The following is a 26,670-nucleotide window of genomic DNA, read 5'->3' as shown; positions in this document are numbered from 1 at the left end:
CACCCCCGGCTGCCGGAGGCGCGCTCGGACGTCCTGCTCGGCCTGGCCGCCGACGCCGTCGGGCTCGGTCGCACGGCGGAGGCGCGGTCGCTCACCGCGGCCGAGGCCGACGGCCCGGACCCGGGCTGGCGCGGGCGCATCCGCCGGGGTTGGCTGGCCGCGGAGGTCGAACTGGGCGCCGGGCGGGCCGGGGAGGCGCTGGACCCGGCCGGGGCCGCGCACGCCGCGGCGGTCGACTCCGGCTCCACCCGGCACCGGGTCAAGTCGGCGATGGTGCTCGGCGCGGCCCTGACCGCGGTCGGGGCGGGCGCGGAGGCGCTGCCGCTCGTCACCGGGGCGCTCGGGGACGCCGGGGAGGCCGGGCTGCTGCCGCTGCGCTGGCCGTGCCTGCTGCTGCTCGCGGCGCTCGACCCGGCGGGGGCGGCCCGGCACACTGAAGGCGCGGAGCGGGTCCTGCACTGTGTGTTACGACACGCCGACCCGCGCGGTCGGGAACTCGCGGTCGCCTCGCCATGGCTTCCGACCTCGGATTTTGTCGTTGGTCCGAACAGGTGACCACGACCGATCGGCAATCCGGTGAACTCGTTGACAGATTTACCACCGCATCGTGTCAAGGTTCGGCGCCAAGCGTCCGATAGGGGATATGGAACGTCACTCGGCTGCAGGAAGGAGTCCCCGTGACAACGGTCTTGATCTGCGACGACCGGCGCAGCGTGCGGGAGGGCTTGACCCGTGTCATGTCTGCTGTACCAGGGGTCAGTCGCATCGACTGTGTAGCGCACGGTGACGAGTTGCTCGCCCGCTTCTCCCGGCAGCCGGTGGATGTCGTGCTCGTCGGTACGCAGCGCGCGGTGCCCACCGGTGTGGAGGCCACCCGGCGACTCGTCTCGGCGAACCCCCAGGCCAACGTCATCGTCTTCGGTGCGCCGGACGACGCGGGCAGCATCGCCGCCGCGATCGCGGGCGGTGCCCGCGGCTACCTGCGCTGGGACGCCTCGCGGCCCGAGCTGGTCGCGGCGCTGGCGCACACCCTGGCCAGCACCTCGGTGCCCGCGCCCCGGCAGCCGTCGGACCCCGGGGTCCAGCTGACCGACCGCGAGCTGCAGGTGCTGCGCGGGATGAGCCAGGGCAAGAGCAACGGTCAGATCGGCCGCGAGCTGTACCTCTCCGAGGACACGGTGAAGACGCACGCGCGTCGGCTCTTCCGCAAGCTCGGCGTGCGCGACCGCGCGCAGGCCGTCGCGCACGGGTTCCGGCGCGGCCTGGTCTCCTAGGGGACGGTCCGCTGTCGGCGGCGAGCCGTGTGTGCCCGGGTGGGGAGGGGCGCGCACGGCTCGCCGTGCGTCCACCGGCCTGGTCGCGGGGAGGTGTGACCGGGCGGGTAGTGTGCGCTCTGTCACGCCGTCGTTCGACCCTCCGGGTGACCCCTGTCGACGAATGCCCACAAAGCGCTTCCGACCAGGACGGTACGGTGGACCACGGGTGCGGCCCGGCCGCATCCGCTCCTTCCGCCGTTGACCGAACCAGTAACACCAGGGCTGCATTCTGCGATGACCACATTGGGGGACGGACTGGACGCGTCGGTGAGCGCCGCTGTCGAGGGTGACCCTCGGGCCATCGAGCGGGTGCTCGCGTCCGTGCGCCCCCTGGTGGTGCGGTACTGCCGTGCCCGTGTCGGAAGGCAGGAACGCTCGTACGCCTCGGCGGACGACGTGGCCCAGGAGGTGTGTCTCGCGGTGTTGACGGCGCTGCCCGGCTACCGCGACCAAGGCCGCCCGTTCCTGGCGTTCGTCTACGGGATCGCCGCCCACAAGGTCGCCGACGCCCACCGGGCCTCTTCGCGTAACCGATCGGAGCCCGTCGCCGATGTTCCCGACGGGCCGGAAACCGAAGCCGGTCCGGAGCAGCGGGCGATGCAGGGAGAGCTCAGCAGGCGGATGAACGACCTCTTGCGGGTCCTGCCGGACAAGCAGCGCGAGATCGTGGTGCTGCGGGTGGTGGTGGGGCTGTCGGCTGAGGAGACGGCCGAGGCGGTCGGCTCGACACCCGGAGCGGTCCGGGTGGCCCAGCACCGTGCACTTGCCAGGTTGCGGAAGACTTTGTCCGCGGAGGAGGTGGTCTGAGATGCCCGACCAGGGTGATCGGAACGAGTTCGGGACGGCGGACGAGACCGCGTCCCGCGCGCAGCAGCCGGGGTCGAACGTGACCCCGGTGGTGTTCGGCGGCCCCGACCGCCGCACCGAGCGCTTCGAGGGGCTGGAGATGGCCGACCCGGACGACTTCACCGACGACGATGGCGCGGTCGACATCTCCCTGGTGCACGCCGACGACGCCTTCCTCGACTCCCTCGGCGCCGCCCTGCGCGACGAGCACACCACCCCCGCCCAGGACTTCCGCGACGACGAGCTCGCCGCCCTGCTGACCTCCTGGCGCGACGAGGTCGACGCCGCCCCGATGGGCGAGCTCGTCGACACCCAGCTCGCCCAGGCCACGGTGCTGCAGGCCCGCACCCGCGGGCGCCACCGCAGGCCCCGCCTGCTGGTCCCGTTCGCCGCGGCGGCCGCGGTCCTCGCCATCGCCTTCACCGGCGCGGGCCTCGCCGCCCGCGACGCCCACCCCGGCGACACGCTGTGGAGCCTGACCAAGGTCCTCTACGCCGACCACGCCCGCTCCGTCGAGGCGGCGGCCTCGGTCCGCGCCGACCTGGAGATCGCCCAGGCCGCGCTGAACCAGGGCAACGTCGCCGAGGCCAAGGGCAAGCTCGAAGAGGCCAAGCAGGAACTCCCCTCGGTCAGCAACGAGGACGGCCGCACCGACCTCGCCGCCCAGCACGCCGACCTGCTCTCCCTGCTGCGCGGCAACCCGGCCGACCCGGCCACGCCCCCGCCGCTGCCCAACCCGTCCACCGCCGCCCCGGTGGTCACGACGCCCCCGGCCACCAGCCACCCGCCGAAGCCGACCACGGTGACGCAGCCGAGCAACCCCCCGTCGTCGACCACCCCGCCGCCCCCCTCCAGCACCCCGGAGGACCCCCCGGTCAGCACCACGGTGCCCTCCCCGACCGGCGAGGTCCCGCGCGAGGAACCGGACGACACCCCCTCCGACACCGACACCCAGGGCGAAGCGACCACAAACGACGCGGGCGCGGGCGCTTAGGAACGCGAGTCACACGTGTGAGAGGCCCCACCGGGAATCCGGTGGGGCCTCTCACACATTCACGGTGAATAGAGCCGGTGGGAGGTGCTCGACCGGGCACACCACCCGGTCGAGCACCTCCCACCGGCGAACCTCAGTGGGCGTTCTCGCTGGAGGTGACCCCGTCGGCGAACCCCCGGCAGTACTCCCAGCTCACGTAGCACTCCGGGTCCGGGTCGAACGCGGGCTCGTGCGGTCGCATCCGCCCGTCGTCGAGCAACTGCTGCAGGCTCGACGCCAGCAGCTCCCAGTCGTGGTAGTGCGGCTCGTCGCACTCCCCGCAGTCGACCACGATGCCGCGCAGCCCGCGCGGCTCCAGCAGCGCCTGGTAGACGGCCAGGTCGGCCAGGTCGCCGACCAGGTCCTCCCGCTCCTCGGCGGTCATCGGCCGGTCGTCGTGGTCGTGGTGTTCGTCCAGGGCGCGCGCCGGGTCCTCCGGGTCGCCGTGGAACGGGTCGGGTGGCAGCCCATCCCCGGAGAACGGGTTGGGCGGAACTGCGTCATGCGGCACGAGCACGCACGGTACCCGCCGACTGGCCCAGTGTCCCCCGGATACCATGGGGTGACCGTGCCGCGGGGCGTGTTCTCGCGGGTGCACGGCCCCGCGGGTGCACGGCGGGGTGCGCTCCCCGGCCGCCGCCTGCACCACCTGTTCCGCCAGCCATGCAGGAAGGTCCGCGACCACCATGACCAGCGAACTCAACGCTGACGGAGTCCCGCCCAAGTTCGCCACCCTCGGCCTGACCTTCGACGACGTGCTGCTGCAGCCCGCGCAGTCCGACGTGATCCCGAGCAGTGTCGACACCTCCACCAGGGTCTCCCGCAACGTCACCCTGCGGATCCCGATCCTGTCCGCAGCCATGGACACCGTCACCGAGGCGCGGATGGCGATCGCCATGGCCCGCCAGGGCGGCATCGGCATCCTGCAGCGCAACCTGTCCATCGAGGAGCAGGCCCGGCAGGCGGAGACGGTCAAGCGCTCGGAGGCGGGCATGGTGACCGACCCGGTCACCTGCTCGCCGGAGGACACCCTGGCCGAGGTCGACGCCATGTGCGCCAGGTACCGGATCTCCGGGCTGCCGGTGACCGACGCCCAGGGCATCCTGGTGGGCATCATCACCAACCGGGACATGCGCTTCGAGGTCGACCACAGCCGCCGGGTCTCCGAGGTGATGACCCAGGGTCCGCTGATCACCGCCCAGGTGGGCGTGTCCGCCGAGGCGGCGCTGGGGCTGCTGCGCAGGCACAAGGTGGAGAAGCTGCCGATCGTCGACGGCGACGGCAAGCTGCGCGGGCTGATCACGGTCAAGGACTTCGTCAAGACCGAGCAGTTCCCCAACGCCACCAAGGACCCGGACGGCAGGCTCGTCTGCGGCGCCGCGTGCGGTGTCGGTGACGACGGCTACAAGCGGGCCATGACGCTGTTCGAGGCGGGCGTGGACGTGCTGATGGTCGACACCGCGCACGGGCACTCCCGCGCGGTCCTCGACATCGTGTCCCGGTTGAAGAAGGAGCTGGGCGACGCGGTCGACGTCGTCGGCGGCAACGTGGCCACCCGCGCGGGCGCGCAGGCCATGGTGGACGCGGGCGCGGACGGCGTGAAGGTCGGTGTCGGCCCGGGTTCCATCTGCACCACCCGCGTGGTCGCCGGGGTCGGCGTCCCGCAGATCACCGCCATCTACGAGGCGTCGCTGGCCTGCGCCCCGGCGGGCATCCCGGTCATCGGCGACGGCGGCATCCAGTACTCCGGCGACATCGCCAAGGCCATCGCGGCCGGGGCGAACGCGGTCATGCTGGGCAGCCTGCTGGCGGGCACCGCGGAGGCCCCCGGCGACCTGGTCCTGGTCAGCGGCAAGCAGTTCAAGACCTACCGCGGCATGGGCTCGCTGGGCGCCATGCAGTCGCGCGGCGAGGCCAAGTCCTACTCCAAGGACCGCTACTCCCAGGACGACGTGCTCTCTGACGACAAGCTGGTGCCCGAGGGCATCGAGGGCCGGGTGCCGTTCCGCGGCCCGCTGTCGTCGGTCATCTACCAGCTCGTCGGCGGCCTGCGCGCGGGCATGGGCTTCACCGGGTCGCGGACGATCGCCGACCTCCAGCAGGCCCAGCTTGTCCGGATCACGGCGGCGGGGCTCAAGGAGAGCCACCCGCACGACATCACCATGACCGTCGAGGCACCGAACTACACCACCCGCTGATTCGATTCCCGTCGACCCTCGGCGGCCCCGGAAAGGAACACCCCAGTGCGGGATCTAGTCGACATCGGCATGGGGCGCACCGCTCGACGCGCCTTCGGCCTCGACGACGTGGAGATCGTGCCGTCGCGGCGCACCCGGTCGTCCTCGGACGTGGCGACCACCTGGCAGATCGATGCCTACCGGTTCGACATCCCGCTGATCACCCACCCCACCGACGCGGTGGTGTCCCCGGCGGGCGCGGTCGCCGTGGGGAAGCTGGGCGGCCTCGGGGTGCTCAACGCCGAGGGCCTGTGGGCCCGGCACGCCGACCCGGAGAAGGCGCTGGCCCGGCTGGTCGAGGCCGCCGACGCGGGTGAGGAGCCGGCCGCGCTGGTGCGCATCCTCCAGGAGCTGCACGCCGCGCCGCTCCAGCCGGACCTCGTCGCCGAGGCGATCCGGCAGGTGCGCGAGTCCGGGGTGACGGTCTCGGCGCGGGTCAGCCCGCAGAACGCCGCGCTGCTGGCCCCCGGGCTCATCGCCGCCGGGGTGGAGATCCTGGTCGTGCAGGGCACCATCGTCTCCGCCGAGCACGTGGCGCGCGGGGCGGGCGAGCCGCTGAACCTCAAGAGCTTCATCGGCGGCCTGGACATCCCGGTCATCGCGGGCGGCGCGCACGACTACCGCACCGCGATGCACCTGATGCGCACCGGCGCGGCGGGCGTCATCGTCGGCTACGGCCACTGCGACGGCGTCACCTCCACCGACAGCTCGCTGGGCATCGGCGTCCCGATGGCCACCGCCATCGTCGACGCCGCCGCCGCCCGCCGCGACTACCTCGACGAGACCGGCGGCCGCTACGTGCACGTCATCGCCGACGGCGAGGTCAACACCAGCGGCGACATCGCCAAGTCCATCGCCTGCGGCGCCGACGCGGTGATGCTCGGCGCCCCGCTGGCCGCCGCCGACACGGCACCGGGCAAGGGCCTGTACTGGACCTCCGCGGCGGCGCACCCGTCGCTGCCGCGCAGCCGGGTCCTCCCGGTCGCCGACGAGGTGGGCATCGACCTGAACACCCTGCTGTTCGGCCCGTCCGGCGAGGCCGAGGGCCTGGTCAACCTGTTCGGCGCCCTGCGCCGCGCGATGGCCAAGACCGGCTACTCCGACCTCAAGGAGTTCCAGCGGGTGGGCCTCACCGTCCGCTCGTGAAGGTCGACCGGTCGCGCGGCGCGCGGGTGCCCCCGCGCTACTGGCTGCGCCGCAGGCGGTTGGTCGCCGAGCGCGACGGCTTCGCGCTCGGCGAGTTCGTCCGCGGCGACCTGGCCCGCCTGGGCCGGGAGACCGACCGCGCCTGGGAGACCGACGCGGGGGACCCGGCGTTCCGCGTGCCCGGCCCCGCCGGGCACGCGGCGGTGGTCGAGGTGGCCACCGGTGACCTGCTCGGCTTCGTCGGCTGGAACCAGGTCCACTGGGGGCCGACCTCGACCTGCGCGGCGTGGAACGTCGGCGTCTTCCTGCTGCCCGCCGCGCGCGGCCGCGGCGCCGGGACGGCCGCGCTGCGCATGCTGGTCCGGTGGTTGTTCACCGTCAGCCCCGTCCACCGCCTGCAGGCGGTCACCGACGTGGAGAACACCCGCACCCGGCGCGCGCTGGCGGCGGCCTGGTTCACCGAGGAGGGCGTCGTGCGCGGTGCCGCGCTGCGCGGCGGGGTGCGCCGCGACATGGTGATGTTCAGCCTGCTGCGATCGGACCACGGGTGAGCCGCGCCGTGCTCGCCGAGGCGGGCGGGATCGCCTTGGCCGAGGCGTTCCCGGAGGACGAGGCCGCCTTGGCCGCGGGCTGGGACGGCGCCTTCGACGTCGACCCCGACGACCGGCCGCAGGCGCCGCCGGTGGGCCTGGTGCGCGCCGCCGTGCTCGACGCCGCCACCGGTGAGCTGCTCGGGCAGGTCAGCTGGTACCAGGTCGGCTGGGGGCGGACGCGGGCGTGCGCGGCGTGGAACGTCGGGATCGCGCTGCTGCCCGCCGCCCGGGGGCGCCGGGCCGGGGTGGCGGCGCTGCGGCTGACCGCGCGGCACCTGTTCGCCACCACCGACCTCGACCGGGTGGAGGCGGCCACCGACGTCGACAACCTGGCGGCGCGGCGGGCGCTGGAGGGGGCGGGCTTCCGCGCGGAGGGCACGGTGCGGGGCGCGCAGCTACGCGGCGGGGTGCGCCGGGACGTGGCGCTCTACGGTCTGTTGCGTTTCGACGGGTAACGACCTGGGTGTTACTGCCGGTCACACAAAAGTGGTCCCAGCCTCTAGCCTTCCGTGTGACCAAACGCCTAACCTCGGGGCATGGCTGCGCAACTCACCGGTAACAAGACGGACTACGACGTCGTGGTCGTGGGGTCGGGGTTCGGGGGCAGTGTCGCCGCCCTCCGGCTGACCGAGAAGGGCTACCGGGTCGCCGTGGTCGAGGCGGGGCGCCGGTTCGCCGACGACGAGTTCGCCGAGACCTCCTGGGACCTGCGCCGCTACCTGTGGGCGCCCCAGTTCGGGTGCTACGGCATCCAGCGCATCCACATGCTCAAGGACGTCATGATCCTGGCGGGCGCCGGGGTCGGCGGTGGGTCGCTGGTCTACGCGAACACCCTCTACCGGCCGCTCAAGCCGTTCTACAACGACAAGCAGTGGGCGCACATCACCGACTGGGAGTCGGAGCTGGCGCCGCACTACGACCAGGCATCCCGGATGCTCGGCGTGGTCACCAACCCGACGACCACCCCGGCCGACGAGGTCATGCAGAAGGTCGCCGCCGACATGGGCGTGTCCGACACCTTCCACCCGACCCCGGTCGGCGTGTACTTCGACAAGCCGGGTGAGAAGGTCGCCGACCCGTACTTCGGCGGCGCGGGCCCCGAGCGCACCGGCTGCACCGAGTGCGGCTCGTGCATGACCGGCTGCCGCGTCGGCGCCAAGAACACCCTGGTCAAGAACTACCTGTACCTGGCGGAGCAGGGCGGGGCCAAGGTCATCCCGCTGACCACCGTGACCGCGCTGCGCGAGCGCGCCGACGGCACCTACGAGGTGGACCTGCGCAAGACCGGCACCCGGTCGAAGGCGTTCCGCACCTCCATCACCGCCGACAAGGTCATCCTCGCCGCGGGCACCTGGGGCACCCAGAACCTGCTGCACAAGATGAAGGACTCCGGCACCCTGCCGAAGCTGTCGGCCAAGCTGGGCGAGCTGACCCGCACCAACTCCGAGGCGATCATCGGTTCCGGCCGCACCTCGGTCGACCCGGAGCGCAACTACAGCGAGGGCGTGGCCATCACCTCCTCGATCCACCCGAACGAGAACACCCACATCGAGCCGTGCCGCTACGGCAAGGGCAGCAACGCCATGGGCCTGCTGCAAACCCTGGCCTCCGACGGCGACTCGTCCACGCCCCGGTTCGTGCAGGTGCTCAAGGGCCTGATCACCAAGCCGAGTTCGGTCCGGCTGCTGATCGGCCGCCGCTGGTCGGAGCGGACGATGATCCTGCTGGTGATGCAGTCGCTGGACAACTCGATCACCACCTTCACCAAGAAGGGCCTGTTCGGCAGGCGCAAGTACACCTCCAAGCAGGGCCACGGCGAGCCCAACCCGACGTTCATCAAGGCCGGGTACGACGCCAACCAGCACACCGCCAGGCACATCGGCGGCGTCGCGGGCGGCACCTGGAACGAGATGATGAACATCCCGCTCACCGCCCACTTCCTCGGCGGCGCCACCATCGCCGAGACCCCCGAGGACGGCGTGATCGACCCGTACCACCGGGTGCACAACTACCCGGGCATCTCCGTGGTCGACGGCGCCGCGATCACCGCCAACCTGGGCGTGAACCCGTCGCTGACGATCACCGCCCAGGCCGAGCGCGCGTTCTCGTTTTGGCCCAACAAGGGCGAGGTCGACACCCGGCCCGCGCAGGGCACGGGCTACCGGCGCATCGCCCCGGTCGCCCCGGTCCACCCCGCCGTCCCCGCCGACGCCCCGGGCGCCCTGCGCCTGCCGATCGTCGACATCCGCACCAACGGCAAGTCCACGCTGAAGGCCGCCCAGTCCTGATCCACCGCCTGAGAGTCAGCCTGCTCGACGCCGACCCGCCCATCTGGCGCCTGCTGGAGGTCCGGTCGTCGACGACCCTCGCCGAGCTGAGCGCGGTCATCCAGACCGCGTTCGGCTGGTCGGGGGAGCACCAGCACGTCTTCACCACCCCGCACGGCCTGGTCGCCGACCCCGGAGCGGACCTCCCCGCCGCCGACGAGCGCACGGTCACCCTCGCCGAGGCCATGACCCACGGCCACCTCCAGTACCGCTACGACCTCGGCGACGCCTGGGACCACCTGGTGCGCCTGGAGAAGGTCACCCCCTCCGACCCGCGCCTGCGCTACCCCCGCTGCACCGACGGCGCCCGGGCGGCCCCGCCGGAACACGTCGCGGGCGGCATCCACGGCTACACGGCGCTGCTCTCGGTCCTCCCCCACCCCGACCACCCGGACCACCCCCACCTCACCGAGTACCTCGACGCCGACTTCGACCCCAACCACTTCTCCGCCACCGAAACCGACGCCGAACTCCGCGACTGACGCCACTCCCGGTTCACCGCCGGGGAAGCACTCCGGCGTTCACGAGTGGTAGGCCCGCTTGTGCTCCCAGACGGCAGCCGCCACGCGCCCACCCTCCTCGGTGGGGAAGAACCACTGCCGCCCCAACCGCTCCGAGACCTCGGTGGTGCTCCCGAAGTCCAGTCGCACCGCGGGCCCCGCGGGCACCCGCACCACCCGCTCCCGCGGGTACAGCGGCACCTCGCGACTCTCCACCACCTCCACCTCGATGACGTTCGACACCGCGGTCAACGGCATCTGCACCCCATCGAGCGCCACCTGGTCCCAGGACAGCGCGAGCACCACCCGCTCGTCGTGTCGGGCGGTGAACCGCTTCCCCGGCATCTTCACCGAGGGCCGCCGCGTCAGCGGGGGCTCCTTCGGCTTCCCCGGCCTGCGCAGCAACTCCACCAGGTGCGACACCATCACGGCGGCGTAGGCCATCCCCACCACCCTGACCATGGTCCGGTCCGCGGGCAGTGCCGGAACGTCGATCACCAGCAGCGACAACCCGATGCCGATCTGGAGGACGAACATCACCACGCCCACGCCCCGGCCGCCCCGGCCGATGGGTCTCGCGTCCGATCCCGGGCGCGGTCGCCACATCCGGTACAGACCCCCTGCCAACGCCCCGAACCCCACCACGACGTACGGCAGGCCGTACTCGTAGTCCTCCGGGTCGGCGATCAGCACCAGTTCGAGCAGTGCCACCCCCGCCAGCGCCGCGATCCCGGCCCGCACCCGTGCGAACAATCCCACAGCCCCCCGTGTATTCGGCTGAAACCCGATTCCCTCACCCCGAGCCTATGAGAGAGTCCCGCTTCGCTGAGGCGCTTTCGGCTTGGAGAGGTGATGTGGTGGACCCGGGGGAGTTGCTCGACGGCATGGAGACTGGACTGGCGCAGGTGGTGCGCACCGCGGAGGCCGTGCGCAACGAGATGGCGGCGGTCACCGTCCACCTCAGCGAGGCGGGGATCTCCCTGACCGTCAACCACATGGGCAACCTCATCGCGCTCGACCTGACCAACACCGCCCGCGAGGACCCCGCCCTGGGCAAGCGCATCCTCCGACTGGTCCAAGAGGCGCAGGCCAAGCTCCCCGACGCCATGCGCGCGGGGGTGCCGTCCGCGCGGGGCACGCAGACCCTGGACGCCATCGTCAGCCAGACCAGGGCGATGTTCCCCGAACCCGCTGCGGACGAGTACGTCCCCGGCGGCGCCCGCACCCGCACCGCCGACGAACCCGACGACGACTACTACTCCCGCGGTGGGCTTTTCCGCTGACCCGAGCTGAGGGGGACACGTGCCAAACGACGGCTTCGAGGCGAGCCCGGACCAGATCAGCGCCCACGCGGCCCAGATCGACAAGACCACCGCCCTGCTCGACGCCACGGTGTCGGCTGCCCGGGCCCGCATGGGCAGCGAGGACTTCGGTCTGATCGGGACGCTGCTGTCCGCCGCGTGCAACTCGAGCATGGAGGACGCCACCGCCGCGCTCACCGAGGCGCTCGCCGCCGGTCAGCGGCACGCCGCCGCCGTGCGCGGGTGGGCGGAGACCAGTCGGGTCACCGAGGAGTCGGTGACCGCGCTGTTCCAGGGGGAGCGGTGACCAACCCGATCCTGTCCGCCGCGGCGGCGGAGACCACCGCGGGCAAGACCCCGGTCAAGCACTTCCTCGAAGGCGCGGGCCTGCTCCAGGACAGCGTCGGCGGTTTGGAGGCCATCTTCAGCGGCGACTTCTGGGGCGGTGCCGCCGACCTCGGCGTGATGGCCATGGACGTGAAGGCCTTCGCGGCCGACCCGTTGCAGGGTGTGCTCAGCATCGGGTTCGGCTGGCTCATCGAGTACATCGGGCCGATCAAGGACTGCCTGGACTGGTTGACCGGCAACCAGGACGCCCTCGACCTCACCGTACAGACCTGGCTGAAGATCGGCGAAGAGGTGCAGAAGACGGCCGAGGAGATGGTCGGCAGCGTCAACACCAACTGCGCGTCCTGGTCCGGCCCCGCCGTCGAGGGGTACCGGGCCTGGGCGCAGGACCAGGCGGACATCCACGTCGCCGTCTCGAACGCCGCGACGGGCGTGGCGAAGCTGGTCGACCTGAGCAAGTCCCTGCTGAACACGGTGCGCGGGATCATCCGCGGGATCATCGCCGACGTCCTCGCCAAGCTCGTGTCGATCCTCTACCGGTACGTTCCGCCCGCCTATCCGGTGGCACTCGCCGCGGAGGGCATTCCGCTCGTCCTGGAGAACGCGACCAAAGCCACCAAGGTGCTCCGCAAGGCCATCGATGCGTTCCAGCAGGCCGTGAAGCAGTTGGGAAAGCTCGGCGAACTGCTCTCCCAGGCGGCCCAGCAGCTCAAACGGGGGGTGGGCGCCGTCGACATCGGCATGCGCGGTGCTGCCCGACACGCTCGTGGGTTCCTCCAGGAGGAGGGGCTGACCATCGGGAAGTACGTCAGCCGGGAACTGCGCGGTGCGGTGGTCGACGAGACCGTCCGGGAGATGGGGGTCAAGTACCTGGGGCCACGCGTGGGGAAGTCGGTGCAGGTCACGGTGACCGGCAGTACGGACCCCGGCGACCAGCCCGACCTCGGGGAGTCCCGGGAGAAGCAGCGGGAAGGTCACCGGAAGACGCGGATCGAGGGCACTGCTTCCGGTGGGGTGCGGATCACCGGCGAGCTGTGACAGGCCCTGCTCGGGAGTTGTCCACAGGTTCGTCAGCGCTCTGTACTCGGTCGGGCACGCGTGGCAATGTCGAAGTTGTGAGCGATGAACCTGTTCTGATCGTCGGTGCCGGGCCGGTGGGGTTGACCGGTGCGCTGTTGCTCGCCCGGCACGGGGTGCCGAGCGTGGTGCTGGAGGCGTTGCCGGGGCGGGTGGCGGTGGGCAGCCGGGCGATCTGCGTGCAGCGGGACGTGCTGGACGTGCTGGAGCGGGCCGGGGTCGGGCGGGCGGTGGTGGACGCGGGTGTCACCTGGTACTCGGGGCGGATGTTCTTCCGGGAGCGGGAGGTGTTCGCGCAGACCTTCCCCGAGCCGCCGCCGGGGCAGTTCCCGCCGTTCGTCAACACGCCGCAGAACGTGGTGGAGCGGTTGCTGGTGGAGCGGGTCGCCGCGGAGCCGTTGGTGGACCTGCGGTACGGCAGCCAGGTCGTGGGGGTGTCGCAGGACGAGTCGACTGTCTCGGTTGAACTGTCCACGGGGGACAGTGTGGTCGGTTCGCACTGCATCGCCGCTGACGGGAGTCGGTCGGGGGTGCGGAAGGCGCTGGGGTTGCCGTTCGAGGGGAACTCCTTCGACGACCGGTTCCTGATCACCGACGTCCGGGCCAAGCTGGAGCAGTCGGTGCCCGAGCGCCGGTTCTACTTCGACCCGCCGTTCAACCCCGGGCGGCAGGTGTTGCTGCACCCGCAGCCGGATTCGGTGTGGCGCATCGACTGGCAGGTGCCGCACGACTTCGACCTGGCCGCCGAGACCGCGGACGGGCGCCTGGACGAGCGCATCCGGGCCGTCGTCGGCGAGGTGGACCACGAGCTGGTCTGGGCCTCCGCCTACCGGTTCCACCAGCGGCGCGTCCCCACCATGGTCGTCGGGCGGGTCCTCCTCGCCGGGGACTGCGCCCACCTGATGAGCCCCTTCGGCGCCCGCGGCATGAACTCCGGGCTGGCCGACGTGGAGAACGCCGCCTGGAAGGTCGCCGCCACCCGCGCGGGCTGGGGCGGCCCCGGCCTCCTCGCCACCTACGACACCGAGCGCGGCGCCGCCACCGACGAGAACCTCCGCGTCACCGCCACCACCATGCGCTTCCTCGTCCCCGCCGACGACGCCCAGCGCGCCCACCGCCACGACGTCCTCACCCGCGCCACCACCGACCCCGCCGCCCGGGCCGAGATCGACTCCGGCAAGTTCTCCGAACCCTTCTGGTACCTCGACTCGCCCCTCACCACCCCGGCCGCCCCGGCGGACCTGGCGAGCTTCCCCCGCACCCCCGACACCGCCCGGCCGCCACTGCCCGGCGTCCTCTGCCCGGACGCCGAACTCCCCGCCGCCACCCGCCTCCGCGACACCTTCGGCCCCCGCTGCACCGTCCTCGCCGCCCCCGGCGCCGCTCCACCCGTCCTGCCGGACGTCACCGTGGTCCCGGTCTCGGCGGAGGTCGCCGCGACCCTCCGCCTTCCCGAGGCCGGGGTGGCCCTGGTGCGCCCGGACGGCTTCCTGGCCGCTGTCCTGTCCTCAGTGGACTTGGGTGCCACCCTCCCGGCCGCCGTCCGCCGAGCCACCGGGTGGGGTTGAGCGAGGAACAACACGATCGCCGCGAACGCGGCTGAATGGCCGCGAGCCTGCCCCAGGAACGTCGGTTCGGCCCTGCGGGAACGCCGATGCGACCCTCGGCCGCGCTCTCAAAGCCCGGTCTTTGTGCGGTGGCGCCCGGCTGGGTGGATGTGCTTGGCCGGGGCCCCTACGGCGATCATGTGGCCCGGCGTGACAGGGTGGGGCTGAAGGGATGCCCCACCGCCCAGGCAGGCTTGCACATGATCGCCACCCCCACCCAAACACATCCACCCACCCGGGCAGTTGGGTAGCCGGGCAGGCGGTTTTCGGGGCGGTCGCCGCCAAGCGCATCCACGCACCCGGGCAGTCGCGTAGCCAGGCTGGCGGTTGCGGGGGTGGTCGCCGCTGAGCGCATCCACCCACCTGGGCAGGGGCGTAGCCGGGCCGCCGGTTTGAGGGTGGTCGGCTGGCCGAGCACATCCACCTGCCCGGGCGTTTGCTCGCAGGCCCGGCGGTGTGGTGGATGGCCGGTTGGCGCTGCGCCGGTGGGTTCAGAGTGGTTGGCGGCCGGGCCGGGGGGCGTCGACTGGCTTCGAGGACAGGTCCCTGGGGACACCGATCCAGCGCGTCCGGAACCGGGCCGCCCGCCGCATCCGCTGCGCGTCGCCCCGAGCAGTGGTGGGATCAACCCGGGAGGCACACATGTCGGGGATCAGCAGGCGGTTGTTGCTCCGCGCGGCCGGAGCGGGCGCCGTGGCGTGGGGTGCGGCGGCCTGCACCGGTTCGCCGGAAACCCGGCCCACGGCGAACCCGGCCACCACCACGCCCCCGACCGCGCCGCCCACCCGCCCGGCGCCCGTCCCGCCGGACTGGAACGCCCTCCGCGCCCGGCTCGACGGGGCCCTCAGCCTGCCCGCCGACCGCGGTTTCGCCACCGCGCACCGCCTCTACAGCCCCGACTTCGACAGCCGCACCCCCGCGGCCGTCGCCCGGGTCGCCACCGCCGAGCACGTGCGGGCCTGCGTGGACACCGCCCGCGATTCCCGCCTCCCGATCGCGGCCCGCAGCGGCGGCCACAGCTACGCCGGTTACTCCGCCCCCGACAACGGCCTCGTCGTCGACCTGCGCGGGATGGCCGCGGTGCGGGTCGCCCCGGACGGCACCGCCACCGTCGAGGCCGGGGCCCGGCTCATCGAGGTCTACCGGGCGCTCGCCGCGGCCGGGCGGTGCCTGCCCGCGGGGACCTGCCCCAGCGTCGGCATCGCGGGGTTGACCCTCGGTGGCGGCATCGGTGTGCTGACCCGCAAGTACGGCCTGACCTGCGACCGGTTGACCGCCGTCCGGATCGTCACCGCCGACGGGGCGCTGCGCACGGCCGCGCCGGACAGCGAGCCCGACCTGTTCTGGGCGCTGCGCGGTGGTGGCGGCGGGAACTTCGGCATCGCCACCGAGTTCACCTTCCGCACCGAGCCCGCCCCGCGGGTCACCACGTTCGCCACCGCGTTCCCGGCGGGCGCCGCGCCGGAGGTCTTCGCCGCCTGGCAGGAGTGGCTGCCCGGTTCGCCCGCCGAGCTGTGGTCGAGCGTGTCGCTCAGCGCGGGCCGCAGGGCGCACCTCAGCGGCTGCTTCATCGGCACCCCGGCCGGGCTCAAACCGCTGCTGGACGCCGTGATCGCCCGCACCGGCGCCAAGCCAACCAGCCGCCAGGTCGTGGAGCGGTCCTACCTGGACGCCATGCTGTTCTACGCGGGCTGCACCGAGTGCTCCCCGGACTCCGTGCGCCGCCAGACCTTCACCGCGTCCTCGCGCGTCCTGAGCACCCCGGTGGCGGACCCGACCGCCCTCGCCGCCCTGCTCGACGGCACGTCCGAACTCGACCTGCTCGTCGACTCCCTCGGCGGCGCGGTTGCCGACGTCGCCCCCGCCGACAGCGCCTTCCCGCACCGCACCGCCCTGGCGACCGTGCAGGTCTTCCAGAGCGGCCACAACCCCGGGGCCGTGACCGCGGTCCGCGACGGCCTGGCCGACCTGGGCGTCAAGGACGGCTACGTCAACTACATCGACCCCACCATGCCCGACTGGGCAGGCGCCTACTACGGCGCCAACCTGCCCCGCCTCACGACCGTCGCCGCCCGGTACGACCCCGACTCCGTCTTCGCCTTCCCCCAGGCGATCCGGGCCTGACCGGTGTGCGGTCAGGCCCGGGTGCCGGTCACAGCAGCAGGTCCGATAGGACCATCGTCTGCTCCTCGGTGAAGTCGTCCATCGCCGAGCGGATGCCCTCGCGGCCGGTGCCGGAGCCCTTCACGCCGCCGTAGGGCATCTGGTCGGCCCGGTAGGACGGGACGTCGCCGATGACGACGCCGCCGACCTCCAGTTCGGCGGCGGCGCGGAAGGCCAGTTGCACGTCGCGGGTGAACACGCCCGCCTGGAGGCCGTAGTCGGTGCTGTTGGCCTGCTCGAACGCCTCCTCGACCGAGTCGACCGTCGACACGACCAGGACCGGGCCGAAGACCTCCTCGCGGCAGACCTTGGCGTCGGCGGGGACGTCGGAGAGCACCGTGGGGGCGACGGTGGCGCCGTCGCGGGTGCCGCCGGTGAGGACCTTCGCGCCCGCGGCCTCGGCCTCGGCGATCCAGCCCGCGACCCGCTCGGCGTTGTCCTCGTCGATCAGCGGGCCCACCTCGACCTCCGGGTCGTGCGGGTCGCCGGTGCGCAGGGCCTCGACCGCGGCCACCAGCTTCGGCACGAATTCCCCGGCGACCGACCGGTGCACGATGACCCGCTGCACCGCGATGCACGACTGCCCGGCCTGGTAGTTGCCGAAGGTGGCGATCCGCGTCGCCGCCAGGTCCAGGTCGGTCCAGTCCGGGCAGACGATGGCGGCGCTGTTGCTGCCCAGTTCCATCACCACGTGCTTGCGCGGCGCCGAGTCCATGATCCCCCAGCCGACGCCGGTGGAGCCGGTGAACGAGATGACCGGCAGCCGGGGGTCCTCGATGAGCGTGGACATTGCCGACCCGCGCACCGGCAGCACCGAGAACGCGCCTTCCGGCAGGTCGGTCTCGGCCAGGATCTCCCCGAGCAGCAGCGCCGAGAGCGGGGTGGCCGACGCGGGCTTGACGATCACCGGGGCGCCGACCGCCAGCGCGGGCGCCACCTTGTGCGCGACCAGGTTCAGCGGGAAGTTGAACGGCGCCACCGCCAGCACCGGCCCGCGCGGGCGCCGCCGGATGACCCCGAGCCGACCCTCCCCGCCCGGGTCGGTGTCGAGCCGCTGGAGTTCGCCGACGTGCCTGCGCGCCTCCTCCGCGGCGAAGCGGAACGTGGAGACCGCGCGGTGCACCTCCACCTCCGCCCACCGCAGCGGTTTGCCGTTCTCGGCGGTGATGGTCTCGGCGATCTCCTCGATCCGCTCGGCCAGCGCGGCCGACACGTGGTCGAGCGCGGCGGCGCGCACGTGCGCGGGGGTCGAGCGGAACTCCTTGGCCACCGCCGTCGCCGCGGCGACCGCCCGCTCCACCTGATCGGGTGAGGGCACCGACACCGCGGCGACCTCGGTCCCGTCGTACGGGTGGCGCACCTCGAAGGTGTCCTCGCTGCTCTCCGCCTTGCCCGCGACCCAGAACGGGCGCGGCTTGGCCACGACGGCGTGTTCTTCGACGCTCATACCGACAACCGTAGGCCCGACCCCGCCGGGAAGCTCGCCAAGTTACGATGGCGGTGGCTGACCGACGGTGGTGACTAGGGTTCCGCCGCTCCCGGAGCGGGTGCGGGTCTGGTTCGAGCGTCACGGAAAACCGGTGTGGACGTGGGCACCGGCAGGCATCTCCGGGAGAGAAACCCAGGGAGGGACCGGTCGGCACACAGTGCTGGGCTGCTGTGTGCCGAGTGGGGTCCTGCTCGTGCGCCTGCTCCCGGGGAAAGCGGAGTCATCACATGTCAGACGAGAACAAGCCCGTCCTGGTCGTGGACTACGGCGCGCAGTACGCGCAGCTCATCGCCCGCCGGGTGCGCGAGGCGCAGGTCTACTCCGAGGTCGTGCCGCACACCACGCCGGTCGCGGAGATGCTGGCGAAGGACCCGGCGGCGATCGTGCTGTCCGGTGGCCCCTCCAGCGTCTACGCCGAGGGCGCGCCGCGGGTCGACCCGGCGCTGTTCGAGGCGGGCGTGCCGGTGTTCGGCATCTGCTACGGCTTCCAGGCCATGGCGGGCGCGCTCGGCGGCACCGTCGAGCACACCGGCACCCGCGAGTACGGCCGCACCGACCTCGGCGCCGAGGGCGGGGTGCTGCACGACGCCCTGCCCGCCCGGCACCCGGTGTGGATGAGCCACGGCGACTGCGTGACCAAGGCCCCCGAGGGCTTCACCGTCACCGCGTCCTCCGCCGGTGCCCCGGTCGCGGCGTTCGAGGACACCGCGCGCCGCTTCGCCGGGGTGCAGTACCACCCGGAGGTGGGCCACTCCCCGCACGGGCAGGAGGTGCTGCGCCGCTTCCTGCACGACGTCGCGGGCCTGGCGCCGCGCTGGACCACCGCCTCCATCGTCGACGAGCAGGTGGAGCGGATCCGCGCCCAGGTCGGTGACGGCCGGGCCATCTGCGGCCTGTCCGGCGGCGTGGACTCCGCGGTGGCCGCGGCCCTGGTGCACCGCGCCATCGGCGACCGGCTCACCTGCGTGTTCGTCGACCACGGTCTGCTGCGCGCGGGCGAGCGCGCCCAGGTGGAGCGCGACTACGTCTCCGCGACCGGCGTGCGCCTGGTGACCGTGGACGCCCGCGAGCGGTTCCTCGCGGCGCTGGCCGGGGTGACCGACCCGGAGCGCAAGCGCAAGATCATCGGTCGGGAGTTCATCCGCGTCTTCGAGCAGGCGGAGCTGGACCTGCAGGCCGAGGCGGGTGGCGACAAGTACCGCTACCTGGTCCAGGGCACCCTCTACCCGGACGTGGTGGAGTCCGGCGGCGGCACCGGCGCGGCGAACATCAAGAGCCACCACAACGTCGGCGGCCTGCCGGAAGACCTCGACTTCGAGCTGGTCGAACCGCTGCGCGCGCTGTTCAAGGACGAGGTGCGCCGCGTGGGCACCGAGCTGGGGCTGCCGGAGACGATCGTGCAGCGCCAGCCGTTCCCCGGCCCCGGCCTGGGCATCCGCATCATCGGCGAGGTCACCGCGGAGCGCCTGGAGGTCCTGCGCGCCGCCGACGCCATCGCCCGCGAGGAGCTGACCGCCGCCGGTCTCGACCGCGACATCTGGCAGTGCCCGGTGGTGCTGCTGGCCGACGTGCGCAGCGTCGGCGTGCAGGGCGACGGCCGCACCTACGGTCACCCGGTCGTGCTGCGCCCGGTGTCCAGCGAGGACGCGATGACCGCCGACTGGACCCGCCTGCCGTACGAGACCCTGGAGCGCATCTCCACCCGGATCACCAACGAGGTCCCGGACGTGAACCGCGTGGTCCTCGACGTGACGAGCAAGCCCCCGGGCACCATCGAGTGGGAGTAGCGCCACCGCCCGGCCGGTAGTGCCGGGACAGTGCTGAGACGGGGAAGGACCCGGCCGAATCTCCGGCCGGGTCCTTCCCCGTCGTGTGAGCGGTTCCCCCGTGAGCAGGGGAGTGCGGCTGTCGGCGCCCCTACGCCGACAGCCGCATCCCGGTCAGCACCCCCCGCGCCCCCGGCCCCTTCCGGAGGCCAGCAGTGCCACCCCCACCAGCACCGCCACCCCCGCGACGAACCAGCGCCCGTCCACCGCCGGGAACCAGCTCGCCCCGTCGGTGAGCACGAAGGCCGAGGCCCCCAGGGTCAGCAGACCCGCGATCAGCACCAGCACGTCCGGCCCCCGCCGGACCCCGTCGCGCTCAGCCACGCCGCACCTCCACGTTCCCGGGGCCGTTCACGCCCGCCACCAGATCGATCTTGAGCCCGCCCTCGCCGTCGGCGCCGAAGTCGGTCTTGTCGACGTTCGGGGAGGTCCCGTCCATGGCCGCGCCCAGGCAGGTCACCGTGCCGACCCCGGCCGAGCAGCGCACCGCCACGTCCGCGTTCGCGGGCACCCGGACCACGACGCTGCCCACGTCCGCGTGCACCTCGGTGGTGACCGACCCGGTGGCGGGCAGGGCGGTGAGGTCGATGTCGAGCGAGCCGATGTTGCGCCGGTACTCGGCCTGGACCTCCTCCAGCGTCGTCGGCTTGGCGTTGATCTCCCCGATGCCGTCGGCGCGGATGCCCTGCGGGAAGAACACCGTCAGCGCGATGCCGATCCCGGCCAGCGGCACTGCCAGCGCGATCAGGCCGCGCCCGCTGCGGGTGAACGAGCTGAACACCATGCCCAGCCCCAGCACCGCCAGCAGCAGGCCCACCACGTGGCGCGGGCTGAACCAGCCCGCGTCGCTCGGGCCGATCGCCGCCGCCACCCCCGCGGCCAGCACGACGACCGCCAGGGTGATCACACCCGCCTTCGACCGCCGCTCCCGCTGCACCGGGGCGTGCGGCTCCGGTGCGGCCGGGCTGGGCTCGGGCAGGTCCCACGCGAAGGGCGCGGCACCCAGCGGGTCCCAGGCGGGCGGACCGGTCGGCTGGACCGGCTCGTCGGCGGTCTGCTGCGCCGGAGCGGCCCCGAAGACCTGGTGGGACTCGGAGGACTCCGTGGTCTGCTCCGGCCGCGCGGTCGGCACCGCGCCCAGGTGCGACCGGTTGCGGTGCAGCAGGAACAGCATCCCCGCCACGACCGCGATACCGATGTAGGTGGTGGCGTCGTTGTCGATGAACCAGCTGAACGCCGGGATCAGCGCGATGCACAGGCCGATGGTGACGTGCTGCGAGGTGGAGCTGCGCCCCTTGCCCAGCAGCGATTCCGCCGGTGAGGTCTCGTCCCCCTCCTCGGGGAAGAACAGCCACCCCAGCAGGTAGAGCACCACGCCCGCGCCGCCGAAGATGGCCGCCACCACGAAGCCCACCCGCGCGATGACGGGGTCGATGCGGTAGCGCTCCCCGATCGCCGCCGCGACGCCCGCGACCTTGCGCCCCCGGCGGGGCCTCCTCGGTCGGGTCGCCCAGAAGTCCTTCAGCGTGTCCTCCACGCTGCTGTCCTGCTCTGTCGTTTTCCCACTCACGGTGAATACTCTGGTCGGCGGGGCCGCCGGGCACATCCGGGACCGACCCTGAACCCGCATCAGGGTCCGACCCCGATGTGGCGCCGGGGGCGGTGTGTGAGCATCCTCGGTGTGAGTACGCGGCTCGAGGAGCAGACGACACCGGAGGCGGAGATCGAGCGCTCGGCACCCGACGCGGTGGCGGTGGCGGACGAGGTCCGCTTCTACCGCCGCCGGGACGGCCGCGCCATCGCCGGGGTCGCCGGGGGGATCGCCGACCACCTCGGCGTGGGCGTGCTGTGGGTGCGCATCACCTTCGCGCTGCTCGCGGCGCTGGGCGGGGCGGGCATCGCCGCGTACGGGCTGCTGTGGGTGGCGGGCGCGCAGGCGCCGTCGGACCTGGAGGGGCCGACCGTGTCCCCCCGGGAGCGGCAGCAGGCGTTCGGCCTGGTCGCCGTGGGGGCGGGGCTGGCGGTCGGGGCAGGCACGCTGTCCGGGATGGTCAGCGGCTGGATCGCGGGCGGCATCGGGGTGGCGCTGGCGGGGGCCGTGCTGGTCTGGCGGGAGGCCGACCAGGCGCAGCGGCGCCGGGTCACCGGCGCGGTGCTCGGCGGGGGCCGGGCGGGCGGCGTCCGGGTGGCCGCGGGGGCGCTGCTGGTGGTCGCCGGGATCGTGATCTTCCTGCTGCGCAGCATCGGCCTGGACCAGTTCCAGTTCGCCCTGCTCGCGGTGCTGGCCGCGCTGGCGGGCGTGGCTGTGCTGACCGTGCCGTGGTGGCTGCGGCTGGTCCGCGACCTGGGGGAGGAGCGGCGCGCCCGCATCCGCACCGAGGAGCGCGCCGAGATCGCCGCGCACCTGCACGACTCGGTGTTGCAGACCCTGGCCCTCATCCAGAAGCAGTCCGAGGCCCCGCGCGAGGTGCTGCGCCTGGCCCGCGGCCAGGAGCGGCAGCTACGTAGTTGGCTCTACGGCCCCTCCGGGTACGGGCGCTCCCTGCACGAGGGCATGGACCACGGCACGCTGGCCGCGGCCTTCGAGCGCGCCGCCGGGGAGGTCGAGGACAGCTTCGCCATCAAGGTGCAGCACGTGGTGGTCGGCGACTGCGAACTCGACGAGCGGCTGGTCTCGACGGTGCTCGCCGCCCGCGAGGCGATGGTCAACGCCGCCAAGCACGCCGGGGTGGGCGAGGTGTCGGTCTACGCCGAGGTCGAACCGGAGAAGGTCACCGTCTTCGTCCGCGACCGCGGCCGGGGCTTCGACCCGGACGCGGTGCCGGAGGACCGGCACGGTCTCGCCGACTCGATCCGGGGCAGGATGGAGCGCAACGGCGGCGAGATCCGGTTGCGCACCGCACCCGGGGACGGCACCGAGGTCCAGTTGGACATGCCCCGCGCGAAAGTGAGCCCATGACCGAGCCAGAGCAGGCCGCCCCGGCCAAGCCCCCCGTCCGCGTCTACCTGGTCGACGACCACAGCATGTTCCGCGCGGGGGTCCGCGCCGAGCTGGACACCGTCACCGACGCCGTCGAGGTCGTCGGCGAGGCGGGCAGCGTCGGCGAGGCGGTCGCGGGCATCGCCCACCACCGCCCCGACGTGGTGCTGCTCGACGTGCACATGCCCGACGGCGGCGGCGCCGAGGTCCTGCGCCGCGCCCGCAAGGCCAACCCCGAGGTCGTCTTCCTGGCCCTGTCGGTCTCCGACGCCGCCGAGGACGTCATCGCGGTCATCCGCGCGGGCGCCCGCGGCTACGTCACCAAGACCATCTCCAGCACCGAACTCGCCACCGCCGTGCAGCGCGTCCGCGACGGCGACGCGGTGTTCTCCCCGCGGCTGGCCGGTTTTGTCCTCGACGCCTTCGCCGACCGCCCCGGCGCCGCCCCGATCAACGACCCGGAACTCGACCTGCTCACCCCCCGGGAGCGCGACGTGCTCCGGCTGCTGGCCCGCGGCTACGCCTACAAGGAGATCGCCTCCGAGCTGTTCATCTCGGTGAAGACGGTGGAGACCCACGTGTCGAGCGTGCTGCGCAAGACCCAGCTCTCCAACCGCTACGAGCTGTCCCGCTGGGCCTCAGACCGCCGCCTGGTCTAGGACGGGGGCCGGGGCGGGCACCGGGCGGGGCCGGAACCGGGTCATGGCCACGCCCGCGAGCACCACGACCATCCCCGCCACGACCCTGGCGTTCAGCGGCTCGTGCAGGAACAGCGCGCCCAGCAGCACCGACACCACCGGCAGCAGGTAGCCGACCGTCGTCGCCTGGGTGGCGCCCTCGTCGGCGATCAGGCGGTAGTTGATGGCGAACGCCACGCCGGTGCCGAGGACGCCCAGGACGCCGATCGCGACCAGGACGGTGGGGGTCAGCGAGATCGAGTCGGTGTCGCTGAACGGGAGGGTGAGCAGGCCCATGGCCGCCGCGGCGGTGAGCTGGGCGCCGGAGAGGGCGATCGGGGACGTGCCGCGGTTGGAGAGCTTGCGGGCCACGTAGGCGTAGGCGACGGCGTAGCTGGCCGCCCCGGCCAGGATCGCCACCGCGCCCCAGCTCGCCAGGCCCGTGGCCTGCCACGGCGCGAAGATGAGGACCGTCCCGGCGAAGCCCACCAGCAGCCCGCCCAGCCGCACCGGGGACAGGCCGCGGTCGGTGCCGATCACGATCCCGATCAGCAGCGCCCACAGCGGGGTCGTGGAGTTGATGACCCCCGCGACCCCGGAGTCGACGGTCAGCTCGCCGACGGCGAAGAGCAGGAACGGCAGGGCGCTGCCGAAGAACGCCGCCACCGCCAGGTGGCCCCAGGTCCGCGGCGACCCCGGCAGCCGGTGCCGACCCCACGCGCACAGCCCCAGCACCACCAGCGCCCCGAGCACGCAGCGCACCGCGCTGATCCACGCGGGTGGCAGGCCGCCCAGCGCCAGCTTGATCCACAGGAAGCTCGACCCCCACAGCAGGGCCAGCACCCCCATCCGCACCAGGGTCGCGCGTCCGCCGGTCACCGCTGCCTCCTCCGTGGTCTGCTCACCACGCTCCCGCAGCTCTTCCGACAGGACAAGCGAATTGTCGTGCACGAACCGTTAAGCTCCGCTACATGCTCGACGTGCGGCGGATGCAGGTGTTGCGGGCGGTGGTGACCAGCGGGTCGGTGACGGCGGCGGCCGCGAACCTGGGCTGCACGCCCTCCGCGGTCAGCCAGCAGGTCGCGGTGCTGGAGCGGCAGGCGGGCACGGCGCTGCTGGAGCGGGTCGGCCGCGGCGTGCGCCCCACCGCCGCCGGGCGGCTGCTCACCGAGCACGCCGCGATCATCGGCAGGCACCTGGCCGAGGCCGAGACCGCCCTGGCCGACCTGCGCGCGGGCCGCACCGGGCACCTGGCCATCCGCTGCTTCGCCACCGCGGGCGCCGCCCTGGTCCCGCCCGCACTCGCCGCCCTGCGCGCCGAACACCCCGGCGTCCGCGTCGACCTCAAGCTGATCGACCCGGAGGACCCGCTGCCCGAGGTGGCCGAGGGCCGCGCCGACCTGGCGATCATCATCCACCCGCGACCGGAACCACCGCGCGGCGTCGTGCTCACCCACCTGCTCGACGACCCGTACCGGGTGGTGCTGCCGCGCGGGCACCGGCTGGCGGCCAAGCGGTGCCTGGACCTGGCCGACCTCGCCGAGGAACCCTGGGTGGGCAACGAGTTCCCGTCCGGGCCGTGCCACCGGATCGTCCTCGACGCCTGCGCCGCGGCCGGGTTCTCCCCGGACGTCGTGGTGGAGAGCGAGGACTACGCCACGGCGCAGGGGTTCGTGGCGGCCGGGCTGGGGGTGTGCCTCATCCCGCGGATGGGGTTGGGCAACCGGCACGCGGGGGTGGTGGTGCGACCGGTGCGGCGACCGGAGCCGATCCGGGCGATCTTCGCGGCGGTGCGGGAGTCCGCTGAGCCGCAGCCCGCGCTGCGCGGTCTGCTGGACGCCCTGCGGGCTGCTGCCGCGTAGGGCTGTCGGTGCCCGGGGTCAGCCGAGGTCGAGGAGGGCGCCGAGGAGTTCTTCCGGCGTCTCGACCTGGGGCAGGTGGCCGGAGCGGGGGAGCAGGGTGAACGTCGACGTCGGGATGGCCGCGGCGTAGGCCTTGCCGTACTCGGGGCTGACGATCCCGTCGCTCTCGCCCCAGATGACGTGGACGGGGAAGTGGCCGAGGGCGGTGAGCCGGTCCAGCAGGGTGGGGTCGGACATGGTCGGGCCGGTGTAGGAGACCAGCGCCCGGATGTCCGGGCTCGGTCCGGTCCCGCTCGCCGCCGGGGGCGCGGGTGCTGCGCGCGGGTCGTGGAAGGACAGATCCCGCAGGTCGGCGGGTGTGAGACCGGCGACGCTGGTCACGGGGTGCCCCTCGACCTCGACCCCGATGCCGTCGACGATCACCGCGCCGCTGACCCGGGGGCTGCCCAGCAGCGCGATCTCGGCCGCCAGCCAGCCGCCGAAGGAGTTGCCGAGCACGGTGACGTCGCTGAGCCCGAGGTCGTCGAGCACGTCGACGTAGGCCGCCGCGAGGGCGCGGGTGGAGTCCACGCCCGGCACCCGCGGCGTGCCCGCGAAGCCGGGGTGGGTCGGGGTCAGCACGCGGGAGCGCGTGCGCTGCGCGAGCAGTTCGGCGAACCCGGTCATCGTCGCCGGGCCACCCCCGCCGTGCAGGAGGAGGAAGGAGCGGGTGCGGTCGCGGTCCTCGACGGTGACCGCACCCAGGCCGTCGGCGAGCGCTGCGCTGATGACGCGGGGGCTGCCCGCTGGAATGGAGATGCTCATGTAAGTAAGCTTATATAAGTCTGCTTAGTTTGCAAGGGGAGGAGTCCGCCGGTGGTGGGATACGCTGGATCGGTGCCACCGTCGCTTCAGGAGATCGGGCTCGCGGTGAAGCGGCTGCAGTGGCGGCACCACCGGGAAGCCAATCGCCGGTTGTCCGCGCACGCGGGGCTTTCCCTGGTGCAGTGGGACGTCCTGCGGCACCTGCGCGACCGGCCGGACGCCACCCTGCACGCGCTGGCGGAGCTGACCTTCCAGACCGACCAGTCGATGGGCGCCCTCGCCAAGCGGATGGTCGACCGGGGCCTGCTCAGGAGAGCGGACGGCCCCGGCCGGGCCACCCGGCACGAACTGACCGACGAGGGCGAGCGCGCCCGCGAGGCGGGGGCGGCCGTCGTCGAGGCGGTCCTCGCCGACTCCGTCGGCGCGCTCACCGAAGCCGAGCGGGTCGTCCTGCACGAACTCCTGATCAAGGCCGCCCACGCCGAGCCGCGCTGACCGCGGGCGGGGGTTCCCGCATCCGGCGCGGCTATCGCGAACA

Annotated in this window: 26 protein-coding genes and 1 pseudogene; 20 read left to right on the top strand and 7 right to left on the bottom strand. The window is 73.1% G+C overall.

Annotated elements, in window-relative coordinates; genetic code table 11:
* The 4 genes and pseudogenes from L6E12_RS24945 to L6E12_RS24930 all read left to right on the top strand — a co-directional run.
* Positions 1–555 (top strand): annotated as a pseudogene (locus L6E12_RS24945) (hypothetical protein); the annotation flags it as partial.
* A 122-nt stretch (positions 556–677) separates the two neighbouring features.
* Positions 678–1,274 (top strand): response regulator transcription factor, encoded by a 597-nt coding sequence (locus L6E12_RS24940; protein WP_018682728.1) that lies wholly within the window; start codon positions 678–680, stop codon positions 1,272–1,274.
* 276 nt (positions 1,275–1,550) lie between these two features.
* Positions 1,551–2,123 (top strand): sigma-70 family RNA polymerase sigma factor, encoded by a 573-nt coding sequence (locus L6E12_RS24935; RefSeq protein ID WP_236230353.1) that lies wholly within the window; start codon positions 1,551–1,553, stop codon positions 2,121–2,123.
* A 1-nt stretch (position 2,124) separates the two neighbouring features.
* Positions 2,125–3,156, top strand: a complete 1,032-nt coding sequence (locus L6E12_RS24930) for an anti-sigma-D factor RsdA (protein WP_236230352.1) — start codon at positions 2,125–2,127, stop codon at positions 3,154–3,156.
* Positions 3,157–3,289: 133 nt separating this feature from the next.
* Here the strand turns inward: L6E12_RS24930 and L6E12_RS24925 are convergent, their stop codons facing one another.
* The gene (locus L6E12_RS24925; protein WP_374201943.1) at positions 3,290–3,712 is read right to left on the bottom strand and encodes a DUF5319 family protein; all 423 of its coding nucleotides are present in this window, start codon (positions 3,710–3,712) and stop codon (positions 3,290–3,292) included.
* Positions 3,713–3,881: 169 nt separating this feature from the next.
* Here L6E12_RS24925 and guaB point away from each other — a divergent pair, with 169 nt between their 5' ends.
* From guaB to L6E12_RS24895, 6 genes are all read left to right on the top strand, one after another.
* Positions 3,882–5,393: an IMP dehydrogenase gene (guaB, locus tag L6E12_RS24920; RefSeq protein ID WP_236230351.1), complete on the top strand. Its 1,512-nt coding sequence runs from the start codon at positions 3,882–3,884 to the stop codon at positions 5,391–5,393.
* A gap of 45 nt (positions 5,394–5,438) precedes the next feature.
* Entirely contained in the window at positions 5,439–6,578 is a 1,140-nt protein-coding gene (locus tag L6E12_RS24915) for a GuaB3 family IMP dehydrogenase-related protein (RefSeq protein WP_236230350.1), read from the top strand.
* Positions 6,575–7,129 (top strand): GNAT family N-acetyltransferase, encoded by a 555-nt coding sequence (locus L6E12_RS24910; RefSeq protein WP_236230349.1) that lies wholly within the window; start codon positions 6,575–6,577, stop codon positions 7,127–7,129. Before L6E12_RS24915 ends, L6E12_RS24910 begins: the two co-directional genes overlap by 4 nt.
* Positions 7,126–7,626, top strand: coding sequence for a GNAT family N-acetyltransferase (locus tag L6E12_RS24905; RefSeq protein WP_236230348.1), 501 nt, complete (start codon positions 7,126–7,128; stop codon positions 7,624–7,626). The genes L6E12_RS24910 and L6E12_RS24905 overlap by 4 nt, the downstream gene beginning before the upstream one ends.
* An 81-nt stretch (positions 7,627–7,707) precedes the next feature.
* Positions 7,708–9,459: a GMC family oxidoreductase gene (locus L6E12_RS24900; RefSeq protein WP_236230347.1), complete on the top strand. Its 1,752-nt coding sequence runs from the start codon at positions 7,708–7,710 to the stop codon at positions 9,457–9,459.
* Positions 9,456–9,980 carry a plasmid pRiA4b ORF-3 family protein gene (locus L6E12_RS24895; protein ID WP_236230361.1) on the top strand — a complete coding sequence of 175 codons (525 nt, stop codon included), beginning with the start codon at positions 9,456–9,458 and terminating at the stop codon, positions 9,978–9,980. Before L6E12_RS24900 ends, L6E12_RS24895 begins: the two co-directional genes overlap by 4 nt.
* Before the next feature lie 39 nt (positions 9,981–10,019).
* Here the strand turns inward: L6E12_RS24895 and L6E12_RS24890 are convergent, their stop codons facing one another.
* Positions 10,020–10,757, bottom strand: coding sequence for a hypothetical protein (locus L6E12_RS24890; RefSeq protein ID WP_236230346.1), 738 nt, complete (start codon positions 10,755–10,757; stop codon positions 10,020–10,022).
* A gap of 98 nt (positions 10,758–10,855) precedes the next feature.
* Here L6E12_RS24890 and L6E12_RS24885 point away from each other — a divergent pair, with 98 nt between their 5' ends.
* The 5 genes from L6E12_RS24885 (at position 10,856) to L6E12_RS24865 (ending at position 16,455) form a co-directional block, all read left to right on the top strand.
* Complete coding sequence (locus tag L6E12_RS24885; RefSeq protein WP_236230345.1) at positions 10,856–11,281, top strand: hypothetical protein; 426 nt, start codon at positions 10,856–10,858, stop codon at positions 11,279–11,281.
* Positions 11,282–11,300: 19 nt separating this feature from the next.
* Complete coding sequence (locus L6E12_RS24880; protein ID WP_236230344.1) at positions 11,301–11,606, top strand: hypothetical protein; 306 nt, start codon at positions 11,301–11,303, stop codon at positions 11,604–11,606.
* The gene (locus L6E12_RS24875; RefSeq protein ID WP_236230343.1) at positions 11,603–12,685 is read left to right on the top strand and encodes a hypothetical protein; all 1,083 of its coding nucleotides are present in this window, start codon (positions 11,603–11,605) and stop codon (positions 12,683–12,685) included. Before L6E12_RS24880 ends, L6E12_RS24875 begins: the two co-directional genes overlap by 4 nt.
* A 77-nt stretch (positions 12,686–12,762) precedes the next feature.
* On the top strand, positions 12,763–14,292 hold the full coding sequence (locus tag L6E12_RS24870; protein ID WP_236230342.1) for an FAD-dependent monooxygenase: 1,530 nt from the start codon (positions 12,763–12,765) through the stop codon (positions 14,290–14,292).
* 681 nt (positions 14,293–14,973) lie between these two features.
* Positions 14,974–16,455 (top strand): FAD-binding oxidoreductase, encoded by a 1,482-nt coding sequence (locus tag L6E12_RS24865; protein ID WP_236230341.1) that lies wholly within the window; start codon positions 14,974–14,976, stop codon positions 16,453–16,455.
* A gap of 28 nt (positions 16,456–16,483) precedes the next feature.
* Here the strand turns inward: L6E12_RS24865 and L6E12_RS24860 are convergent, their stop codons facing one another.
* Positions 16,484–17,941, bottom strand: coding sequence for an aldehyde dehydrogenase family protein (locus tag L6E12_RS24860; protein WP_236230340.1), 1,458 nt, complete (start codon positions 17,939–17,941; stop codon positions 16,484–16,486).
* A gap of 269 nt (positions 17,942–18,210) precedes the next feature.
* Here L6E12_RS24860 and guaA point away from each other — a divergent pair, with 269 nt between their 5' ends.
* Entirely contained in the window at positions 18,211–19,770 is a 1,560-nt protein-coding gene (gene guaA / locus L6E12_RS24855; protein ID WP_236230339.1) for a glutamine-hydrolyzing GMP synthase, read from the top strand.
* Between the two features lie 153 nt (positions 19,771–19,923).
* Here guaA and L6E12_RS24850 read toward each other — a convergent pair whose 3' ends face one another.
* Both L6E12_RS24850 and L6E12_RS24845 read right to left on the bottom strand, forming a co-directional pair.
* On the bottom strand, positions 19,924–20,133 hold the full coding sequence (locus tag L6E12_RS24850; protein WP_035278005.1) for a hypothetical protein: 210 nt from the start codon (positions 20,131–20,133) through the stop codon (positions 19,924–19,926).
* On the bottom strand, positions 20,126–21,346 hold the full coding sequence (locus L6E12_RS24845) for a PspC domain-containing protein (RefSeq protein ID WP_236230338.1): 1,221 nt from the start codon (positions 21,344–21,346) through the stop codon (positions 20,126–20,128). The genes L6E12_RS24850 and L6E12_RS24845 overlap by 8 nt, the downstream gene beginning before the upstream one ends.
* Positions 21,347–21,454: 108 nt before the next feature.
* On the opposite strand from L6E12_RS24845, the gene L6E12_RS24840 reads away from it, so the two are divergent.
* Entirely contained in the window at positions 21,455–22,768 is a 1,314-nt protein-coding gene (locus L6E12_RS24840) for a PspC domain-containing protein (protein ID WP_374201942.1), read from the top strand.
* On the top strand, positions 22,765–23,448 hold the full coding sequence (locus tag L6E12_RS24835) for a response regulator transcription factor (protein ID WP_035278011.1): 684 nt from the start codon (positions 22,765–22,767) through the stop codon (positions 23,446–23,448). Before L6E12_RS24840 ends, L6E12_RS24835 begins: the two co-directional genes overlap by 4 nt.
* Here the strand turns inward: L6E12_RS24835 and L6E12_RS24830 are convergent.
* Positions 23,428–24,315: a DMT family transporter gene (locus tag L6E12_RS24830; RefSeq protein ID WP_236230359.1), complete on the bottom strand. Its 888-nt coding sequence runs from the start codon at positions 24,313–24,315 to the stop codon at positions 23,428–23,430. The genes L6E12_RS24835 and L6E12_RS24830 overlap by 21 nt on opposite strands.
* 122 nt (positions 24,316–24,437) lie before the next feature.
* Between L6E12_RS24830 and L6E12_RS24825 the strand changes: the two genes are divergently transcribed.
* Positions 24,438–25,328, top strand: coding sequence for a LysR family transcriptional regulator (locus L6E12_RS24825; protein WP_236230337.1), 891 nt, complete (start codon positions 24,438–24,440; stop codon positions 25,326–25,328).
* Positions 25,329–25,346: 18 nt separating this feature from the next.
* On the opposite strand, the gene L6E12_RS24820 is transcribed toward L6E12_RS24825, so the two are convergent.
* Positions 25,347–26,132: an alpha/beta fold hydrolase gene (locus L6E12_RS24820; RefSeq protein ID WP_236230336.1), complete on the bottom strand. Its 786-nt coding sequence runs from the start codon at positions 26,130–26,132 to the stop codon at positions 25,347–25,349.
* Positions 26,133–26,204: 72 nt separating this feature from the next.
* Between L6E12_RS24820 and L6E12_RS24815 the strand changes: the two genes are divergently transcribed.
* On the top strand, positions 26,205–26,627 hold the full coding sequence (locus L6E12_RS24815; protein ID WP_236230335.1) for a MarR family winged helix-turn-helix transcriptional regulator: 423 nt from the start codon (positions 26,205–26,207) through the stop codon (positions 26,625–26,627).
* Positions 26,628–26,670 lie beyond the last annotated feature (43 nt).

This window comes from Actinokineospora sp. PR83 (assembly GCF_021056305.1).
GTDB classification, from domain to species: domain Bacteria; phylum Actinomycetota; class Actinomycetes; order Mycobacteriales; family Pseudonocardiaceae; genus Actinokineospora; species Actinokineospora spheciospongiae.
The sequence above is the reverse complement of the archived record's forward strand: the minus strand, read 5'-3'. Positions and strand labels throughout refer to the sequence as shown.

Bases quoted from the DNA above. Each gene is read 5' to 3' on its own strand.
- L6E12_RS24835 (WP_035278011.1), top strand. From the start codon at position 22,765: ATGACCGAGCCAGAGCAGGCCGCCCCGGCCAAGCCCCCCGTCCGCGTC.
- L6E12_RS24930 (WP_236230352.1), top strand. From the start codon at position 2,125: ATGCCCGACCAGGGTGATCGGAACGAGTTCGGGACGGCGGACGAGACC.
- L6E12_RS24840 (WP_374201942.1), top strand. From the start codon at position 21,455: ATGTGGCGCCGGGGGCGGTGTGTGAGCATCCTCGGTGTGAGTACGCGG.
- L6E12_RS24900 (WP_236230347.1), top strand. From the start codon at position 7,708: ATGGCTGCGCAACTCACCGGTAACAAGACGGACTACGACGTCGTGGTC.
- L6E12_RS24820 (WP_236230336.1), bottom strand. From the start codon at position 26,132: ATGAGCATCTCCATTCCAGCGGGCAGCCCCCGCGTCATCAGCGCAGCG.
- L6E12_RS24865 (WP_236230341.1), top strand. From the start codon at position 14,974: ATGTCGGGGATCAGCAGGCGGTTGTTGCTCCGCGCGGCCGGAGCGGGC.
- guaA (WP_236230339.1), top strand. From the start codon at position 18,211: ATGTCAGACGAGAACAAGCCCGTCCTGGTCGTGGACTACGGCGCGCAG.
- guaB (WP_236230351.1), top strand. From the start codon at position 3,882: ATGACCAGCGAACTCAACGCTGACGGAGTCCCGCCCAAGTTCGCCACC.
- L6E12_RS24830 (WP_236230359.1), bottom strand. From the start codon at position 24,315: ATGGGGGTGCTGGCCCTGCTGTGGGGGTCGAGCTTCCTGTGGATCAAG.
- L6E12_RS24860 (WP_236230340.1), bottom strand. From the start codon at position 17,941: ATGAGCGTCGAAGAACACGCCGTCGTGGCCAAGCCGCGCCCGTTCTGG.
- L6E12_RS24935 (WP_236230353.1), top strand. From the start codon at position 1,551: ATGACCACATTGGGGGACGGACTGGACGCGTCGGTGAGCGCCGCTGTC.
- L6E12_RS24825 (WP_236230337.1), top strand. From the start codon at position 24,438: ATGCTCGACGTGCGGCGGATGCAGGTGTTGCGGGCGGTGGTGACCAGC.